14 protein-coding genes are annotated in these 14,650 nt (G+C 40.9%); 10 read left to right on the top strand and 4 right to left on the bottom strand.

The genetic code is table 11. The features are described 5' to 3' along the window. Nucleotides 1-7: 7 nt before the first annotated feature. From MMY95_RS12695 to MMY95_RS12675, 5 genes are all read left to right on the top strand, one after another. Nucleotides 8-1,450: a 6-phospho-beta-glucosidase gene (locus MMY95_RS12695; protein ID WP_003642544.1), complete on the top strand. Its 1,443-nt coding sequence runs from the start codon at nt 8-10 to the stop codon at nt 1,448-1,450. 509 nt (nt 1,451-1,959) lie between these two features. Continuing rightward, nucleotides 1,960-3,270 (top strand): D-serine ammonia-lyase, encoded by a 1,311-nt coding sequence (locus MMY95_RS12690; RefSeq protein ID WP_241277686.1) that lies wholly within the window; start codon nt 1,960-1,962, stop codon nt 3,268-3,270. Between the two features lie 220 nt (nt 3,271-3,490). After that, nucleotides 3,491-4,234 (top strand): ABC transporter ATP-binding protein, encoded by a 744-nt coding sequence (locus MMY95_RS12685; RefSeq protein WP_003642546.1) that lies wholly within the window; start codon nt 3,491-3,493, stop codon nt 4,232-4,234. Continuing rightward, nucleotides 4,212-5,462 (top strand): ABC transporter permease, encoded by a 1,251-nt coding sequence (locus tag MMY95_RS12680; protein ID WP_016511800.1) that lies wholly within the window; start codon nt 4,212-4,214, stop codon nt 5,460-5,462. Before MMY95_RS12685 ends, MMY95_RS12680 begins: the two co-directional genes overlap by 23 nt. 4 nt (nt 5,463-5,466) lie before the next feature. Continuing rightward, nucleotides 5,467-6,138 (top strand): TetR/AcrR family transcriptional regulator, encoded by a 672-nt coding sequence (locus tag MMY95_RS12675; RefSeq protein ID WP_003642548.1) that lies wholly within the window; start codon nt 5,467-5,469, stop codon nt 6,136-6,138. 103 nt (nt 6,139-6,241) lie between these two features. On the opposite strand, the gene MMY95_RS12670 is transcribed toward MMY95_RS12675, so the two are convergent. Then, nucleotides 6,242-7,675 carry a nicotinate phosphoribosyltransferase gene (locus MMY95_RS12670; RefSeq protein ID WP_003645843.1) on the bottom strand — a complete coding sequence of 478 codons (1,434 nt, stop codon included), beginning with the start codon at nt 7,673-7,675 and terminating at the stop codon, nt 6,242-6,244. A 145-nt stretch (nt 7,676-7,820) separates the two neighbouring features. Between MMY95_RS12670 and MMY95_RS12665 the strand changes: the two genes are divergently transcribed. Further along, a complete protein-coding gene (locus MMY95_RS12665) occupies nt 7,821-8,330 on the top strand; it encodes a transcription repressor NadR (protein WP_003642550.1) in 510 nt (169 codons plus the stop codon). A 380-nt stretch (nt 8,331-8,710) separates the two neighbouring features. On the opposite strand, the gene MMY95_RS12660 is transcribed toward MMY95_RS12665, so the two are convergent. Beyond that, complete coding sequence (locus tag MMY95_RS12660; RefSeq protein ID WP_257900540.1) at nt 8,711-9,880, bottom strand: MFS transporter; 1,170 nt, start codon at nt 9,878-9,880, stop codon at nt 8,711-8,713. Nucleotides 9,881-10,010: 130 nt separating this feature from the next. Then, complete coding sequence (locus MMY95_RS12655) at nt 10,011-10,835, bottom strand: helix-turn-helix transcriptional regulator (protein WP_104795904.1); 825 nt, start codon at nt 10,833-10,835, stop codon at nt 10,011-10,013. A 362-nt stretch (nt 10,836-11,197) separates the two neighbouring features. On the opposite strand from MMY95_RS12655, the gene MMY95_RS12650 reads away from it, so the two are divergent. From MMY95_RS12650 to MMY95_RS12635, 4 genes are read left to right on the top strand one after another with little or no spacing between them, the layout of a single operon-like run. Next, nucleotides 11,198-11,479, top strand: a complete 282-nt coding sequence (locus MMY95_RS12650) for a hypothetical protein (protein ID WP_128383878.1) — start codon at nt 11,198-11,200, stop codon at nt 11,477-11,479. A 13-nt stretch (nt 11,480-11,492) separates the two neighbouring features. Then, nucleotides 11,493-12,398 (top strand): hypothetical protein, encoded by a 906-nt coding sequence (locus tag MMY95_RS12645; protein WP_202861135.1) that lies wholly within the window; start codon nt 11,493-11,495, stop codon nt 12,396-12,398. Then, on the top strand, nt 12,374-13,573 hold the full coding sequence (locus tag MMY95_RS12640; RefSeq protein ID WP_063722624.1) for an MFS transporter: 1,200 nt from the start codon (nt 12,374-12,376) through the stop codon (nt 13,571-13,573). The genes MMY95_RS12645 and MMY95_RS12640 overlap by 25 nt, the downstream gene beginning before the upstream one ends. Then, complete coding sequence (locus MMY95_RS12635) at nt 13,570-14,025, top strand: GNAT family N-acetyltransferase (RefSeq protein ID WP_104795902.1); 456 nt, start codon at nt 13,570-13,572, stop codon at nt 14,023-14,025. The genes MMY95_RS12640 and MMY95_RS12635 overlap by 4 nt, the downstream gene beginning before the upstream one ends. 429 nt (nt 14,026-14,454) lie before the next feature. Here MMY95_RS12635 and MMY95_RS12630 read toward each other — a convergent pair. Further along, the coding region (locus MMY95_RS12630) for a hypothetical protein (RefSeq protein WP_241277685.1) at nt 14,455-14,650 on the bottom strand (196 nt) is incomplete at its 5' end.

Raw genomic sequence — 14,650 nt, 5'->3', positions numbered from 1 at the left:
ATAATGCATGGCAACAACGAGTGGTTTACGATCTGATTTCTTATGGGGTGGGGCGGTCGCAGCCCATCAACTAGAAGGCGGCTGGCAAGCTGGTGGCAAAGGGGTCAGTGTGGCTGATGTCATGACTGCCGGTGCCAACGGTGTTCCTCGTGAAATCACGGATGGTGTGATTGCGGGTAAGAATTACCCGAACCATGAAGGCATCGACTTTTATGGTCACTATAAGGAAGATATCAAGCTATTTGCTGAGATGGGCTTCAAGTGTTTTCGGACATCGATCGCCTGGACGCGGATTTTTCCAAATGGTGATGAAGAAGAACCCAATGAAGCGGGTTTGAAGTTCTATGATGATATGTTCGATACTTGCCGGCAATATGGTATTGAACCAGTGATCACGCTGGCCCACTTTGAAATGCCGTACCACTTAGTTAAGGAATATGGTGGCTGGCGTTCGCGGAAAGTCATTGACTTTTTCGTGCACTACGCTGAAACGGTCTTCAAACGCTATAAGAACAAGGTTAAGTACTGGATGACCTTCAACGAAATTAATAATCAGACGACTTATACGAACCAATTCCTGATGGCGACGGATTCTGGTTTAGTGTTGAAGCCCGATGATCCTGACGCTGAAGCTTTGATGTATCAAGCTGCTCATTATGAAGTCGTTGCCAGTGCGCTAGCCGTTAAGATTGGCCATGCCATTAATCCCGACTTCCAGATTGGCAATATGATCAACATGACACCGATTTATCCTGCAACTGCTAAGCCACAAGATATCATGCAAGCTGAAAAGGCTATGCAGCGGCGTTATTGGTTTGCAGACGTACAGTCATGGGGCTATTATCCAAATAATATGGAAGCTTACTTCAAACAGACTGGTTTCCGCCCTGATATCACGGCCGAAGACCGCCAAGTCTTGAAGGAAGGCACCGTTGATTATATTGGCTTTAGTTACTATAATTCCAACACGGTCGCCGCTCAGGATGATAACCCAAGTTACCACTTTGTCGGGACCGAAGCCGTTGATAATCCATATTTGAAGACGAGCGAATGGGACTGGCCAATCGATCCAGAAGGTTTGCGGTATTCTTTGAATTGGTTACAAGACCGCTATCACAAGCCAATGATGATTGTTGAGAATGGGTTGGGTGCCCGCGACAAAGTCGAAGCCGATGGTAGTATTCATGATCCTTACCGGATTGACTATTTACGCGCTCATATCAGTGAAATGATCAAGGCCGTTACCGAAGATGGGGTCGACTTGATTGGCTATACGCCGTGGGGGTGTATCGATTTGGTCTCAGCTGGAACTGGTCAGATGTCGAAACGTTACGGTTTTATCTACGTCGACAAGGACGATGAAGGTAACGGGACACTAGAGCGCTCGAAGAAGGATTCGTTCTACTGGTATCAAAAAGTGATTCGGACGAATGGGGCCGATTTGAAGTAGGAAACTCGTTGTGCTAGAAGACTACTGAATGATTATGCAGTTCGAACAACGATTATTAGTCAATTAATAACCACTAATTGAAGACGACGTTCAAAGTGAGTGAACTTTGAACGTCGTTTTTCGATTGCCTTATTAGCTTGTTTGATTGGCTAATCAACAATTATTGTTAATCAGTGCCTAAAGATTGTTTCTAAGTATCAAATATGGTTAAATGATGGACGAAGGTGATGTCATATTATCTAACATGAGTTGTGATTAAAAATCGTTAGATTCAGAGAAAAGCCACTAACTTAGGTTCGGTTGAAAGGGTCGGGTTGGGGGAGGCTTGTTGGCTCAGTGCGTGTTATATCGACTTATCGGCATTTGTGCTGATCGTGGTGACGTTTCAGTATGTTACCTAGTCTCGGAAGGTCGGAATAGGCTGAACGCATGCAGACGGCCATCGAAAACTGATAATTTTAACTCACGATACGTAATATGATGCAATTAAATGAAAAGGACCTGAAAGTATGGATACAACGGTAATGATTGAAGAACACCCACAGATTAAGGAATTGATGGCAAAACGACCAATTGTTTGGCAGAACCCAGATTATGGGAAGCGGGCGGACCTGCCGTTAACGCGGGCCGATATTTTTGACGCGGTCGCACGTTGGGAACGTTTCGCACCATTTTTGGCCGTTGCTTTTCCAGAAACGGCAGCTATGAATGGGATTATTGAGTCACCATTGTTACCACTTGAGCAGATGAAACCAGCATGGGAGGCTCTCAACCACCAGTCATTGGCGGGGCAGCTTTATTTAAAAGCTGATAGTCAGTTGCCGATTTCGGGTTCGATCAAGTCACGTGGTGGGATTTACGAAGTGCTCAAGTTTGCTGAACAGGTAGCCATGGCTCATACAGATTTAACGTACATGGATGATTACAGTGTCTTGGCAACGGCTAAGTATCACGAGTTATTTGCACAATACGGCGTCATCGTTGCATCGACGGGAAACTTGGCACTCAGTGTGGGCATCATGGCCGCAACGTTTGGATTTAAGACGACCGTTTATATGTCTCACGATGCTCGTCAGTGGAAGAAGGACAAACTGCGGGCAAATGGCGTCACCGTTGAGGAACTAAATACCGACTTTTCAAGTGTGATTCCGGTGGCCCGTGCCGCCGCGGCCAAGGATGACCATACGCACTTTGTTGATGATGAAGGTTCACGTGACTTATTCCTCGGGTACGCTGTTGCTGGGGTACGGTTACAACATCAATTAAAAGTACAAGGCATCAAGATGGATGCTGCGCACCCGGTCGTCGTTTATTTACCGGCCGGGGTCGGTGGCAGTCTTAGTGGCGTCGCTTTTGGCCTCAAGATGATTATGGGAGCCAATATTTACCCCGTCTTTTGTGAACCGACCCACGTGCCGTCCGTGACCTTAGGGATGATGACCAAGCTGAATGAAAAAATTGCTGTTCAAGACATTGGTTTAGATGGCCTGACTGCCGCTGATGGGTTAGCCGTTAGCCGGCCATCACGGTTGGCAGGCAAGGTGATGCAAACGCTATTACTCGGAACAGCAACATTTGAAGATGATGATTTATATCGTTATTTGACGAAGCTCGTCGATACCGAAGATGTAATGGTCGAACCATCCGCTGTAGCCGGCTTTACCGCGATCGCCCCCATCATGGCCCAATTTCCCACGCTTGCTGGCAAAGACGTCACCCACATTGTCTGGGCAACTGGCGGCGACATGATGCCGGAATCGGAGCGTCAGTTGGATTATGAGCTAGGACAAAAATTGCTGACCAAGATTAACAATCGTTAAAACATTGCTAACGCTTATATCAGTGCTGATATTTAATTAAAATGCGACATCCCAACAACGGGGTGGCGCATTTTTGTTTGCAGTGCGGTGACAAATGGGCTGGAAATAAAGTAAGTGAGTGACAACTCATTTTTGCTGTTGACAAACCGAGATGTACTGATTATACTAAAGCCATTAAGTGAGTGAGTATACACTCACTTCGAGAAAGAGGGTTATTAAAATGGCAACGGATTATGTCATCGCCAAGCAGGTCAGCAAGCACTTTGGTCATCAGCAAGTGCTTAATCAGATTGATTTGACACTGCCGGCTGGAATGATTTATGGCTTGATTGGGCCATCGGGAGCTGGGAAGACCACCTTGATCAAGAGTATTTTAGGGATGGAAGCTGTGGATAGTGGCACTGTTAAAGTTATGGATACGGTGATGCCCAATAGGGCGGTAATGGCACAAGTAGGGTATATGGCCCAAAGTGACGCCTTGTATGAGACACTAACGGCCCGTGAAAACCTGACCTTTTTTGGGCAATTAATGAGTGTTCCAAAAATAAAGTTAGCACAGATGATTGATTATGCAGCCGGATTAGTTGACTTGACGTCCCAATTAGACAAGCGGGTCAGTGGCTATTCGGGTGGGATGAAACGGCGCTTGTCGTTGGCAATCGCCCTGATTCAGGATCCCCAATTATTGATTTTAGATGAACCGACCGTTGGGATTGATCCAGAATTACGGCAACAAATTTGGACCGAACTAAATAAGCTCAAGGATACCGGTAAGTCGATGCTCGTGACAACGCATGTCATGGACGAAGCAGAACGGTGTGATTATCTCATGTTGATTCGGCACGGGATTGCGCTTGCTGAGGGGACACCCGCGGCACTGAAACAACAGTATGCAGTAGATACGATCGAACAGGTCTTTTTGAAAGCGGGGCGGATGCAAGATGCGAACGATGGCAATCGTTAGACGAGTTTTTAAGCAAATGTTACGTGATAAGCGTACCTTGGCGCTGATGTTTTTGGCACCACTCTTAATTATGGCGTTGATGTATTTTTTGTTTCAAAATAACACGACTCAAGTGGCGACTTTAGGTGTTCACAATGTTGATCATCAGGTGGTCAAAGCCATTAATACGAAGCATGTCGATATTCACCATTACAGTAGTAACCAGGCAAAAGCGATGATTAAGCAGCATGATTTGGATGGATATTTGACGCAAAAAGATGGCAACTTAACGATCACGTATTCTAATAGTAATCCGACCAATACGTCATTGATCAAAGCTTCTTTGCAAAGCGGACTGGTCAAATTAAAAATTCAAACGTTGGTCACGGCTACTAAAGCACAAAAAAAGGTGTTGCAAACGCAACAGGTGGCACTACAAAAGTTGACCGCGGCGCAAAAACAGGCAACGGTTAGCAAGCTAAAGACGGCCTTGGCCCAAGCACAGGCAAGTGGGAATACTGCTGCGGCGGCTAAAATTCAAAAGCAATTGAGGCAGGCTACAGCGAGTGCTGCGGCGCCAACAAATAGTCAATCACAAACGACGACCTATACCACTAGCAGTCATTATATTTATGGTAGTAGTGATTCAACGTTCTTTGAAAACTTTTTGCCAATCTTTCTCGGTTTCTTTGTCTTCTTCTTTGTGTTCTTGATTTCTGGCGTTTCACTTTTGAATGAGCGCACTACTGGAACCCTAAGCCGGCTACTTGCAACTCCAATTCGACGGAGTGAAATTATTATGGGCTATCTAATTGGTTATGGGGGCTTTGCCATCATTCAGACTGTCCTGACCGTTGTTTTTGCAATTACGGTCTTCAAGATTCACTTAGTTGGTAGTATTTGGCTGGTCTTTCTGACTAACTTATTATTAGCGTTAGTGGCTTTGACCTTGGGTATCTTTATTTCCACCTTTGCTAACTCAGAATTTCAAATGATTCAGTTTATTCCACTGATTGTTGTACCACAAATCTTTTTTGCTGGGTTGATTCCAGTCGATGGCATGGCGAGTTGGTTGCAAGCAATTGCCCACATCATGCCGTTATACTATGGTGCTAATGCGTTGACGGCTGTTGTGACAAAGGGTGCTGGGCTTGGCGATATTGGTGTCAATTTGTTAATATTAGTAGGGTTTATGGTCGTACTAACAATGTTGAATATTGTTGGAATGAAACGTTATCGGAAGGTGTGAGGATATGGAACGACCACGGATACGGGATTATTTTCAACATGATCTAAGTCAGAATGAAACGATTACACCTAAGCAACGGGCCATCCTCCAGGCAAGTCTCGATTTGTTTGCTGAAAAGGGTTTTGACCAGACTAGTACTAGTGATATTGCACAACGGGCCGGCGTTGCGGAGGGGACGGTCTATCGGCGGTATAAGACTAAGGCTGCCTTACGGGATGCCATCTTAGCACCAATTGCCGCACACATTGTGCCAATTTTAGCGAGTGATTTTTCAGAGGATGAATTACGGCAGCGTTATCCCAGTCTACAGGCATTCGTCACAGCAATTTTTACGGACCGAGTTGCATTTGCTAAAGCTAACGTGAAAGAGTTAAAGGTCATTTTTGAAATGGCAGCTTTTGACGCCGAACGACGCGAACAGATTCTTAGCCAGATTGCGCCTAAGATGGTCAAGCAGATGGGAAGTGTCATAAATCAACTAAAAGCAGATCATTTGATTGTGGATTGGCCGAATGATTTGATACTGCAAAGTTTGTTATCGCAGCTATTCGGTTACCTAGCGCGGTTAATGCTGGAATTGCCGGGAACTGAAATTGAGCGCGAACAAGCGTATTTGATTACGGTGATGACCAAAATATTGACCCCGGGTGAACATGATCAAATTACTGGTCAGTGAGCTAAGTGTTACTTGATATAAACTAAAGCCACTTCTGTACTTAGCGGTCATTTGAACGCTAAGTACAGAAGTGGCTTTGGTCGTTGCTACGCGTGTTCGTTTGTTAATCTGCTAGTATCGTCATTTTATTCAACAAACTAGTTTGTAACTGGCTGAGTGTGGTTGTCATGTAGACCGGGTAAAGATCTGGGTTGACGAGCCGCTGGGTTGTTCGTGGGAGCTCGGCAAGTTTAGCCTGGGTCGTTGCCTGAATGGTTGTAACCGGAATTGACGTGGTGTTGGACAAATCTACCGGCGCGAGTAAGGGCCGGGCTTCAAAATGGGTGAGTCGCTGTTGGCGGTCGACACTGAGTGGGTCACTGTTGACGACGGTTAGGCTGGTCGCATCGACGATCGTCTCGGTAGCTAGTGCAATCAAGTCAGCAAAGGCCCGCTGAGTTCCTGGTTCGTACAGACGATAGACTTGCTTATCACCAGGAATCGTTAGTTTTTCGCGACTGGCACTGACCTTGATCTTGGGGGTGCTCTGACCATTGCTCTCAGTTGCCGCAAGCTTGTAGACGCCACTTAGAACCGGTGCGGACGCGCTAGTGATGAGCTTTTCACCGATACCAAAATTATCGATCGGTGCGCCTTCGTGCAACAGCGAAGTAATGATGTGTTCATCCAATGCGTTAGAAATAGTGATTTTGGCATTGGGAAAGCCAGCCGCGTCCAATTGTGTCCGGGCAGCTTGTGATAAAGTCGTGACGTCCCCCGAATCGATTCGAATACCGACGGGTTCATGCCCAGCTGCTCGTAGCTCCTTAAAGACCGTCACCGCGTTAGGAATCCCAGAGTTAAGCACATCATAAGTATCGACTAGTAGCGCACTATTGTCAGGATATTGTTCGGCCCACTTGCGAAACGCCGTTAGTTCATCCGGGAAGGCCTCAATCCAACTGTGGGCCATGGTACCAGCAACGGGAATATCAAACAGCTTCGCAGCGAGAACGTTTGAAGTACTATTGGCGCCACCAATAATGGCTGCCCGGGTGCCGTAAAGCGCGCTGTCCGGGCCTTGCGCACGGCGCGCACCGAATTCCATAATTGGACGTCCTGCCGCAGCATAACTCAGTCGACGAGCTTTAGTGGCAATCAGTGATTGGTGATTGACGATATTTAAGACGAGTGTTTCAAGTAATTGCGCTTGCTCAAGTGGTCCAGTGATTGTCAATAGTGGTTCACGAGGAAAGACCGGGGTTCCTTCTGGTAGTGCCTTAATTTGGCAAGTTAACTTAAAATTTGCCAGCATGGCTAAGAAGGATTCATCCCATAGGTTAAGTTGACGGAAGTAGTCGAGGTCACTGTTGGTAAAATGAAAATCTTGTAAAGCTTCGACAACTTGCTGGAGGCCGGCCGCAATGACAAAGCTACCATTGTCAGGAACCCGGCGATAAAAAAGGTCGAAGGTGGCGTTGGTCTGAGGTAAGTCGTGATGAAATCCATTTGCCATTGAGAGTTCGTATAAGTCGGTTAATAAAGATAAATTGCGCATTGCTAATCAATCCCGTTATTAAGATTTAGGTGTCTTGACACCTATGGTAAATGAACTTAGTTTATCATAATTTAGTATTTGATGAAAGCTATTCTACTGGTTTTCTGGTAGAATGATTCTATTGAAAGAGTAAGAAGGGTGAGTCATGACAGGATCAGAACGGCGTGAACAAATTCGATCAAAATTATCGCAAACGCAGGTCCCCGTAAGTGCAACAACGCTAGCGAAGCAGTTTAACGTTAGTCGTCAGACCATTGTTGGGGATATTTCATTATTGAGGGCTCACGGAACGGCCATTGTTGCTACTCTTCAAGGGTATGAATTAGAAAAAGCGGATCAGCCAACTGCTGTCCTAGTTTGCCGTCATTTTCCAAACGAAGCGATGCAGGAAATGGCCTTGATCATTCACGCAGGGGGCATAATCAAGGATGTTGAAGTCGAACACCCATTGTATGGCCGGCTCCGGGGTGAATTAGAGATTCGCTCAGTTGGTGATGTTAATCTGTTTATGGGCCGGCTCAAGAAATTACAAGGCCATTTATTATCAGAATTAACAGATGGCGTCCATAGCCATACGGTTGCTTATCAGACCCCGGAACAATTAACAGCCATCAAGGCAGCTTTACGGGATGCGGGTTATTTGTATGAAAATTAATGTCAAGACATGGTTAATATTACATTGGTAATCAATTGATATTCGTTAGTTTTATTTACGCACGATGCTGGTGATTAACCAGGATAATGTCAGTAAAAAGATGTTTGGAGATCTAGTCGGATCTTCAAACATCTTTTTTGAATAGAATAACTATTTGCCGTTGCAAAAGCGCTAGTTGTTCATAACGATTGGTCGTGATGTTGATCGTAACATTGGCTGGTATAATTCCTAGGTATTATGTCGGTCGTTAATCAATAATTTGTTTATTGGCGGTTTTATGAGGGCTCGAAGTGATAGAAGCACGGTGGTGAGCCCGTTGAAAGTCGAAAGCAACGTTTTCCATCGCAATCGGGATTGTTAATTGCCTGATGATACGTGACTCATGGCTGTTCACTATGAATGGCCTGATTTAATGGCCGCAACAGCAGTAACGTATACCCAAGTAGTAGAATTCCGTTGATGATTAGTACGAGACCGCCATGAGTGGTACTTTGAAAGATTAAAGTGAACATAAGTGTTCCGATTGGCATGATTGAGCTATTGACTGTTGTTAATGTTGCAACGACTCGGCCTAGTAATTTAGTTGGCACGGTTTGCTGCAAGTAGACCTGAAAAGTTATATTAAGAATAACAAGCGCGAAAGCCAATATTCCCATGATAAAGCTACCAAGCAGGGCATATCCAGTTGGTGATTGGGACGTCATGAACAGAACACCTAATAGCAATATTTGGCTATCAAGAATAAGTACCGGAATAATTAATTTTAAAAAGAGACGTTTCTGACCGGTTGGCGGTAGCAAAGTTAAAAGTAGACTGCCAAGTAGCATACCAATTGCGCTCCCGGTTTCAAGCACGCCAATAGGACCATTACCTGTGTGAAGCTGATCTTTTAAGATGTACGGAATTCCAATCGTAACAGCAGTATATAAGAAGTTCAGAATAACACTCAACAGAATTGTAATTTTAATCATTGTTCGCGACCGCATGTAATTTAGACCAGAATGAAATTTTGCAAACTGACTGTGCGAATTTACTGGGGCGTGTTGTGAATTAGCGAATTGATTAGTTGCGTGATAATGAAATTTCATTGTGAGCATAATGCCAAATGAGGCGAGTGTGGCAACAATCTCTAATATAACGAAGCCAGAAAAGCCGACTAAACTGTATAACCCAACGCCTAACGCTGGTGATAGAATCGAGGAAAGAGAAATTGCACTTTGGGTTAATGAACTTAGACGTTGAATGTTGTGAGCGTTAACAAGCTCATGGGTGGCGGCAGAATAACAGGTATCATTAACATTTGTCGAAATTGCATCGATAATTAGAAAAAGAACGATTGGAATGAGTTTTGCTGTTGCCGTAAATAAGTTGATACTAGCAGCGAATAAAATTAGTGCAAGCGTGCGGGCAGTCAGGCTACCAGTGAGAATGGTTTTGTGCGGATAAGTATCAATCAGATTGCCAATTGGGACAAGGCAAAGCAAGCCAACAATTGGACTGATAATCATGTTGATACCAAAGCTAATGGCAGAGTGTGTTTCGAGACTTATGTCACAGCCTCATTTAATATTTCTGATTGTATCTGGATTGAAGAATAATTTAAAATTCAGTTTGTTTTTGGTTTTAGTACGGTATTAAACACTAAAAAGAGATGGTTGTAAATGGTTAGTGAAGAATAGGTTATTTTAATTGTGGGAATTCTTTCTCAACAGCTAGAGAAAGATTTGAGGCACCGATTTTTGTTAAAAGGTCTTTGTAGTATTGAGCTTTACTTAAATCATCTGAAATTATTGATAGACGAATTAAGGAAAATAAATATAGATCATAACGATGCATTTTTTTTGAAATAATGACACTTTCGTTAAGGCGGTGAACAGCGTCAGATTTCTCATTCTTGATAATTGATAGATAGGATGAATTCAACAAGAAAGCATTTTTCAATAGTAACAAATGGGGAAATTTTGAATCAATCATCTCTAATGAAAAATCGATAATATGTGTTGCCGCTTCCTTGTCAAAAAAGAAGAGAATGTTATTAACCAAATAAATATCCAATACAGTCCAACTATCAAAACGCGAAAGGTCTTGCCATACTGGCTCAACTACAGACCTTAACTGTTTTTCAGAGTAATCGTCCACATGTAGTAGAGCAGTTAATACTTGAATAATGTTTGTAATATTTTGGCTATTAATAGTTTTATTTAATTTTTTAGCTTGTGCTAACAAGTTTTTGATATCTTCAGTTTGGCTTGAATCAGAGAGAGTCTCGAACTTATAGATTAAATCTTCTAGTGGGGTAAGTTTGTATCCGTTTCTAATATATTCAAATTCTTGTACAGAGATACCAAGGTTGTTCAACAGGTTTATGGCATTTGTATACGATGGAATCTGGTTTCCAACTTCTATTTGTGAGATGGAGGATCTTGCCAGTATATTTTTTGCTACATCAACTTGTTTGACAGCATGTAATGTTCTAACAAATTTAAATGTTTGTCCAAAGTCCATAATTGATTTCCTCCAAAATTAGAATGTTTGATAGGTACATTTACACTTCATGTCAGTATACCTATCATTTAACACCATAAATATAGCATATGACTATAATAAAAGCCATCTTAATATTAAAGGATGATTAGAATCAATGAAGAAAAAACTAATGATTAATCTTCAGTGCATAATTACCCTCACCATTACTACTTTGGTATGGATTATTGGTGGTTAAAACACAGAATGCTTTACAAAGAAAACGGGGATGAAACAATTGTCCGAAAGAAAAGAGAAGCTACAAAATTTAATTAGAGCAAAGAAAGTAAAAGTATGTGTTGTTGGTTTGGGATACGTTGGATTACCAATGTTATGCGCAATTCATGACGCCGGAACAAAATATAAAAGCAGTTTTTTCGTTTGAGACATTGTCCTCAACCGAGTGGAATTATTTAACTAGTTTCCGCCCTAATTATTTTGTGGACATCAGCAAACAACTGCAATCTAAACTTGATACAATGGGAGAGTACAAATCTGAGTTGAGAAAGTTTCCGCATCCAAGGTCGTTGAAAGCAATTGAGAATAATGCTCTTACATGGGGGGCTAAAAGCGGCATGCTTGCTGCTGAACCTTTCGTGTTACTTAGAGGAAAGGACTTATTTTAATTTGATATATAATATGACCTTTTATGGATTGAATCCATCTCAAATTGATCATAGATGGTTGGGTAAAAATAGAGGTTTAGAAGCCAACATATTTGATGGATTCGATTTTGATGATCCATTCTTCTGGTCGAAGCTTAAAATATCTTTACAGGTAGCCAAAAGTCAAAATCCTAGTATGTTAAATATGCATTTTCCAACAGATCATGCCAGCTATGTAAACAATTACTGCATGCAAAAGAACCTTTATCGTTTTTTGGATGTAGCTGAGCAGTTTGGTGTTAGGCATGTAGTATTACATGCTAATTATTTTTGTTCTATTAATGAAATAGTGTCTGTAAATTTTGATGAAGTTCGTCGGGAATTTCTAGTACTTTTTGAAAAGATTGATAGTTATTTAGTTGGATCAGGGATTACTGTTGATGTTGAGAATCTTCCAATTATTGGGAATCAAAGTATTGATTATGACTCAGTTTTTGTTTCTCCAGAAGATTTTAGTGATTTAATAAATGCAAATTTTTCACACGTTAAAATGATGTGGGATGTGGGACATGGCCTCATCACTCAAACTACTATTGATGGTATGATGAATATTCAGCATATATCATCTAATCCTAAAAAGACAATTTGGGCACAGTTACAAGGATTACCAATTGACTATTATCACTTTTGTTCTTTCAAAGGACTAGCATTTCCTTTTTCTTCAAATATATGTGAGGAAGGAGTATGTCCACAGATTGGCGATCCATCGCAACAACAAATATCTAAAATCTTAGGCAACATATTTTCTAACTGTTCGGTAGATACGGGAATGACACTTGAAATACAGGAAAATGACTACACCCATAGAGATAATATTTTTCAAACATTAAAATGGATTGAGGAGCGTGAACAGGCATGGTTAAAGGCGTACGGGGGCTAAATCTGCTGGTCACAGCTGAAAGTATTTCCAATTTTGGTGATGGTATATGGATTATTCTGATGCCTCTTTTGGGGTATAATTTATGGCATTCATCCTTGGCTATCGGTATAGTATCTTTGGTAACTCTGTCACCATACGTTTTGGGAATCCTATTTTCTAATTATGTAGACCGTATGGTTCCACCGGTAGTCATGATAATTTGCGATGTTGGTCGAATGTTGTTGTCATTTTTGTTAGCGGTTTTACTACTTTCGGGACGGTCAACTTTTGTGTTGTTTATAGTTTTAGTATTCTTACTATCATCATTTTCGGTTTTTTATATTCCGAGTAGAACAGCAGCAGTGCCTAATTTTTTTAAAAAAGAAGTAGTTCAAAAAACTGAAGCTATTTTTAATGTTTCAGATTTTCTGTTTCTGGTTGTTGGGAAGCTGTTTTGTGGTTTTCTATTAGGAATATCTGTCTCATATGGACTATTAGTCTTAATTGATAGCTTTACATTTTTAGTTTCTGGATTTTGTAATTACTTTTTTTACAAAATGTATGTTAAAAAAGTTATTATTTCAAAAAATAATACAGTTATTAAATCGAAGAATAAAATCTTTAAGATATTTTTACGTCAGGATCTAAAAATGATTTTAGCATCATTTGTTATCTTAAACCTCAGCATTGGTGGACTAATGGAAAATGCATTACCAACTATACTTATAAAAAATAATCCAACTAACTACAAACAATGGTTTTCCATCTTAAATTCTAGTTTTGATATTGGAATGCTTGTAAGTAATTTGATTTTCTTAAAAATCTTTTCTAAATCGGAGTTAAATACCAAGCTTATTGCAATACCTGGTGTTGTCTCTTTATTGGTAATTGGTTTATTTTTATCACCTAACATATTGAAATTCTTTTTAATTTTTAGTATTGGCGGCTTAGCATCTTGGCTTGATGTAGCGACAGTTGTTTATATGCAAACTAATTTGCCAAGAGAAAGTTTAACTTCAACTTTTACGGTTATTGGTTCCGTTTCTAAAACTCTAGAACCAATTTCTTCGTTGATTTACATGGGCCTCTGCCTGGGCAGCAATATTTACGTGAAATTAATTTCGTTCAATTTGATACTGTTAATACTTGCTTCAGTATCGGTGATTGCCTTCAAAAATAAGAGGGGTGTTGTATGATTAAGTATTCGAAATACACGGGAAATAAACGTGATCAATATATGAGGCTGTTTTTAATCGGCGATGAGGATGAAAGTAAAGTTCGTGAGTATATCAATCAAGGTTGTTTGTTTTTAGCTGAACAGAGTAATACGGCTGTTGCTGTAGCGATAGTTGTTCCAACAAGTGATGGTAACGTTGGTGAACTCAAAAATATTGCCGTTGATGCCAAGGCCCAAGGTCAAGGAATTGGATCAAAAATGATAGCTTATGTATTTGAACAGGCCAGAGATCGATATAATACGATTTTAGTGGGCACTGGCGATGCTGATGTTCAGAATATCTTATTTTATTTAAAAAATGGATTTAGATTTTCTGGAATTAAAAAAGATTTTTTTGATGAATATAAGGAACAAATTATTTCTAATGGTGTTGTACTGAAAGATATGGTTTTATTGACAAAAAAGTTGTAACAAATAAGTAGATAATTGTTTGTCATAACCAAAGCTTATGGATAGAGATTATATTATTAAACGCACTCTTATTGTTGTAAAGAGTCTTAAGGTTGGTTTTAGTCAGATGTAGAGCGTTGCCACAGGTCTTTAAATGATAACTGGGGATTATGTAATAAATCGTGTCAAACTCTGATTTGGCAAAATGTAAACAATAATTTGGAGAGAAAATGAGTAATAATGTTCCAAAGTGGGAACAAGATATTTTGAACAAGAATGAATCAATAACTGTAAAACGGTTGGTTCAACACTTGTTACGATACCTTGATGCTGCATTTGTAAATATTTATGATATAAATTTAGAGAATTAGTTGGGATCTATAGTTTTTGATAAAGAACCAGTCTCACTGATCAAGCAAGACTTTTTCCGAAGAAGACTTAAAAATATTATCAATATGAGGTTAATAAGTATGTATGCGAGGTCTCGATAAAAATACTAGTTTTGCACGTATGGTGAATCCATAAATTAGATATATATTTTAAGCTGCTTTCTGAACAAGAGGCTGTGACATAACTAGCCTCTGTATAAGCAAATGGGACGAGAAACCGAATTTTGGTTTCTCGTCCCATTTGCTTACGCCTTTGA

Source organism: Lactiplantibacillus sp. ME-2 (assembly GCF_022549155.1).
GTDB classification, from domain to species: Bacteria; Bacillota; Bacilli; order Lactobacillales; family Lactobacillaceae; genus Lactiplantibacillus; species Lactiplantibacillus plantarum.
This window is presented reverse-complemented; position numbering and strand designations above follow the sequence as displayed.

Coding starts and splice junctions, on each gene's coding strand:
- MMY95_RS12695 (WP_003642544.1), top strand. CDS start 8: ATGGCAACAACGAGTGGTTTACGATCTGATTTCTTATGGGGTGGGGCG.
- MMY95_RS12690 (WP_241277686.1), top strand. CDS start 1,960: ATGGATACAACGGTAATGATTGAAGAACACCCACAGATTAAGGAATTG.
- MMY95_RS12685 (WP_003642546.1), top strand. CDS start 3,491: ATGGCAACGGATTATGTCATCGCCAAGCAGGTCAGCAAGCACTTTGGT.
- MMY95_RS12680 (WP_016511800.1), top strand. CDS start 4,212: ATGCGAACGATGGCAATCGTTAGACGAGTTTTTAAGCAAATGTTACGT.
- MMY95_RS12675 (WP_003642548.1), top strand. CDS start 5,467: ATGGAACGACCACGGATACGGGATTATTTTCAACATGATCTAAGTCAG.
- MMY95_RS12670 (WP_003645843.1), bottom strand. CDS start 7,675: ATGCGCAATTTATCTTTATTAACCGACTTATACGAACTCTCAATGGCA.
- MMY95_RS12665 (WP_003642550.1), top strand. CDS start 7,821: ATGACAGGATCAGAACGGCGTGAACAAATTCGATCAAAATTATCGCAA.
- MMY95_RS12655 (WP_104795904.1), bottom strand. CDS start 10,835: ATGGACTTTGGACAAACATTTAAATTTGTTAGAACATTACATGCTGTC.
- MMY95_RS12650 (WP_128383878.1), top strand. CDS start 11,198: ATGACGCCGGAACAAAATATAAAAGCAGTTTTTTCGTTTGAGACATTG.
- MMY95_RS12645 (WP_202861135.1), top strand. CDS start 11,493: ATGACCTTTTATGGATTGAATCCATCTCAAATTGATCATAGATGGTTG.
- MMY95_RS12640 (WP_063722624.1), top strand. CDS start 12,374: ATGGTTAAAGGCGTACGGGGGCTAAATCTGCTGGTCACAGCTGAAAGT.
- MMY95_RS12635 (WP_104795902.1), top strand. CDS start 13,570: ATGATTAAGTATTCGAAATACACGGGAAATAAACGTGATCAATATATG.